A 3,067-nucleotide genomic window follows, 5' to 3' on the forward strand; every position below is an offset into this window, starting at 1 on the left:
CATACGCAAGTAGTAAGACCCCTTGAAGACGACGAGGTAGATAGGGCAGAGGTGGAAGCGTGGTAACACGTGCAGCTGACTGTCACTAATAGGTCGAGGGCTTAACCAAGACGGTTTAGGTAAAAGAAAACGGATGAAATTCAATATGTGGTTTTGAGGGTACATGCCTCAAATAAAATGCGCGAGTGGCTCAGTTGGTGGAGTACGACCTTGCCAAGGTCGGGGTCGCGGGTTCGAGTCCCGTCTCGCGCTCTTGCAATGAAAATTGCATAATGCTGCTGTGGCTCAGTCGGTAGAGCGTCGCATTGGTAGTGCGGAGGTCACGGGTCCGATTCCCGTCAGCAGCTCTTTTTAAAAGAGTGGAAACCTTTGATTTACAAGGGTTTCCGCTTTTTTTGTTTGAGGCACCGTATGACCAGCGGTGCATGCTGGTAACCGATGATAAGCATCCTGGCGATCTGATTCGTGGCGGACATATTGACAGCATTATTCGGGAAGCAGTCAGACTGGGGGCAGATCCGATCCGTGCGATCAAAATGGGAAGTCTTCGCACGGCAGAATATTTTGGATTGAAAAAACGCGGTGCGGTTACACCCGGATATTGCGCCGACCTGGTTATTGTGAATGACTTAACAGATTTGCAGGTTCTGCAGGTTTATAAGGGCGGAGTTCTGGTGGCAGAACATGGCAGGATGGTGTCGGAACATGGAGATGACGCAGAAGGGAAAGCGGGGCATAGAGCAGACAACACAAATTCGGATGAAATAGAAACTTATTCCAAAGAAAACATGGTATGGGATGAAGAAATACAGCAGCGCGTGTACCATTCGTTCCATTGCAAACCAATCCAGCCATCGGATTTGGCTTTGAAAAAACGGGGTAACCGGATTCGTGTGATCGATCTGGTCAGCCGGGAATTGCTTACAAAGGAGCGCTCTGAGTCCTGGTGTGAGCAGGAAAACCTGGCTCCGGGTGTTGATTCGGAACATGATGTGATCAAGCTTGCAGCATTGGAACGTCATAAAGGAAATGGACATATCGGAATCGGTTTTCTGGGAAATTATGGTCTGAAAAAAGGCGCTGTAGCGACCAGCGTGGGACATGATTCCCATAATCTGGTGATTGCAGGCGTGACGGATGAAGATATGGCGGCAGCAGGCAACCGGGTCATTGAAAATGAAGGTGGTCTTGCAATTGCAGTAGATGGGAAGGTGTTAATGGATCTGCCGCTTCCCATTGCAGGGCTTATGTCAGATCTTCCGGTAGAAGAAGTTGACCGGAGGCTGGAGACTATGAAGCAGCTTCTTCGGGAATTGGGGATTCATGAGGAAATTGATCCGTTTATGACGCTTGGTTTTGTAAGTCTTCCAGTCATTCCAAAGCTGCGTCTGAATACATATGGCACAATCGATGTGGAAAAACAACAGGCAGTTGAGACGGTCTATTCCGTTCTATGATGGAAATTTTATATAACATTGTTACCTGAATAAAGCGAAAGGATTCGATATCATACTATGAATGATAATCAGACGATACGGCGAAAAACAATTGGCAGTCCGATCCGCGCAGGAAATCAGTCGGAGTCTCCGGTGCAGTCACAGCAAGTACCGGCTGATATGACCATGCAGAGACGAAAAAGTGTGTACGTACCGGGCAGTAAAGCTTCTGATCCGACCGAGTTGGAAAACCGGATTAAGATCAGCAATTGGAAAAACGATATAGAAGGCTGCAGAGTGCAGGAACAGAAATGGAAAGATAAGATCGGTCAGGAAGCACAGATCCGCGAGCTTCCGAAATTTGCAGGTCAAAAAGATACGTTTGAAAAAAATATGAAGTTTTATGCGTACTATGAGCAGCACTTTTCAAAAGACTGGACGAAGCGATGAACCGGTATGTTCTCTGGGTTTAATCAGAAGGATGAAGAAAAAGATGCCCACCTGAAAGAAGGAGACCTTATTATCGATATCCGTTCCATTATGCAGCAGATCATCTCCAGTTCGAATTATCAGCTGGAAAAGTGAAGGAGTTTTTCATTCCGGTAAATGGCGAATTCATGCAGATAGCAAATTGCCGCAAATACATGGAGCATGAACAGGATCTAAATAAAGTCATCTATTGGCTGAATCACGCATTCTGGGATGCCACTCAGGAGCAGATCGGAAAAGATCTGGAGGAACAGCTCCAGATTGACCAGCAGACAGAACTGAGTGCAGATACGGGAATTGAAATTGCAAGGCAGTGGCAGCTGACAAGTTTACTTCGGCAGCTGCAGATGGAAACCTGTGAGGTGCAGTACCAGGGAAAACAGGCTGTCAAGATCTGGCTGTCTGATTATGGCACAGAAATCAGTGGGTATCTGATCTAGGTTGTGTCTGCGCTGTTTCATGGAAGAAGTGGAAACCCCGGTGGGAGAAACAACCGTCCGTTACCTGCTGGATGTGTTGCAGCAGGAATACCTGGAACTCATGCAGGTGAATGCAGAAAACTGGACTTGGGACAGGTAAAGAAAACGAGGCAGAAACGATTGCAGCAAGACTTCCAGGCAGTGGTAAGAATAAGTTTTCAATAGATGCAAGAAAATGCAACAATATAGAAAAATGAAAAAGTTGAAAAAAACGCAAAAAAACAGTTGACTTTTCTTTACGGGTTTGATATTATAATCCTCGCCCCGTGAGAACGGGGCAGGAAATCAAAAGATTTCCAAAAGAAAAATAAAAAAGTTGTTGACAAAGTGAAAACAATGTGATAAAATATTATCCGTTGCCGCTGAGAATAGCAACAACATGAACCTTGAAAATGAAAGATTGAACAGTGTTTAAAACCCTGAAAATTCTAATAAAAAAGAGTCCTGGTTGGACATCTTTGAATGAGAAAATTCAGAACAAAAACAAACCAAACAACAGTAGAACGGTTTAAACAATTAGCTAGTGGTTAATTTTTGAACCGGGAAACAAACTTTTTATTTGAGAGTTTGATCCTGGCTCAGGATGAACGCTGGCGGCGTGCTTAACACATGCAAGTCGAGCGAAGCACTTATGAAAGATTCTTCGGATGATTTCATTTGTGA

4 protein-coding genes, 2 tRNA genes and 2 rRNA genes are annotated in these 3,067 nt (G+C 45.0%); all 8 read left to right on the forward strand.

Translation table 11 applies throughout. The annotated features are described in order from the left end of the window. Window positions 1-109, forward strand: a 23S ribosomal RNA gene (locus DXA97_RS19390); the annotation flags it as partial. Between the two features lie 70 nt (window positions 110-179). After that, a tRNA-Gly gene (locus DXA97_RS19395) sits at window positions 180-252 on the forward strand. A gap of 22 nt (window positions 253-274) precedes the next feature. Then, a tRNA-Thr gene (locus DXA97_RS19400) sits at window positions 275-347 on the forward strand. A gap of 12 nt (window positions 348-359) precedes the next feature. Continuing rightward, the gene (locus DXA97_RS19405; protein ID WP_118721439.1) at window positions 360-1,457 is read left to right on the forward strand and encodes an adenine deaminase C-terminal domain-containing protein; all 1,098 of its coding nucleotides are present in this window, start codon (window positions 360-362) and stop codon (window positions 1,455-1,457) included. Between the two features lie 57 nt (window positions 1,458-1,514). Next, a complete protein-coding gene (locus DXA97_RS19410) occupies window positions 1,515-1,886 on the forward strand; it encodes a hypothetical protein (RefSeq protein WP_118721440.1) in 372 nt (123 codons plus the stop codon). 6 nt (window positions 1,887-1,892) lie between these two features. Next, window positions 1,893-2,021 carry a hypothetical protein gene (locus DXA97_RS21720; protein ID WP_279221206.1) on the forward strand — a complete coding sequence of 43 codons (129 nt, stop codon included), beginning with the start codon at window positions 1,893-1,895 and terminating at the stop codon, window positions 2,019-2,021. Window positions 2,022-2,053: 32 nt separating this feature from the next. Beyond that, on the forward strand, window positions 2,054-2,365 hold the full coding sequence (locus tag DXA97_RS19415) for a hypothetical protein (protein ID WP_147355615.1): 312 nt from the start codon (window positions 2,054-2,056) through the stop codon (window positions 2,363-2,365). A 594-nt stretch (window positions 2,366-2,959) separates the two neighbouring features. Then, window positions 2,960-3,067 (forward strand): 16S ribosomal RNA (locus DXA97_RS19420); the annotation flags it as partial.

The organism is Clostridium sp. OF09-36, assembly GCF_003481985.1.
Lineage (GTDB): Bacteria > Bacillota > Clostridia > Lachnospirales > Lachnospiraceae > Brotaphodocola.

Coding starts and splice junctions, on each gene's coding strand:
- DXA97_RS19415 (WP_147355615.1), top strand. CDS start 2,054: ATGCAGATAGCAAATTGCCGCAAATACATGGAGCATGAACAGGATCTA.
- DXA97_RS21720 (WP_279221206.1), top strand. CDS start 1,893: ATGTTCTCTGGGTTTAATCAGAAGGATGAAGAAAAAGATGCCCACCTG.
- DXA97_RS19410 (WP_118721440.1), top strand. CDS start 1,515: ATGAATGATAATCAGACGATACGGCGAAAAACAATTGGCAGTCCGATC.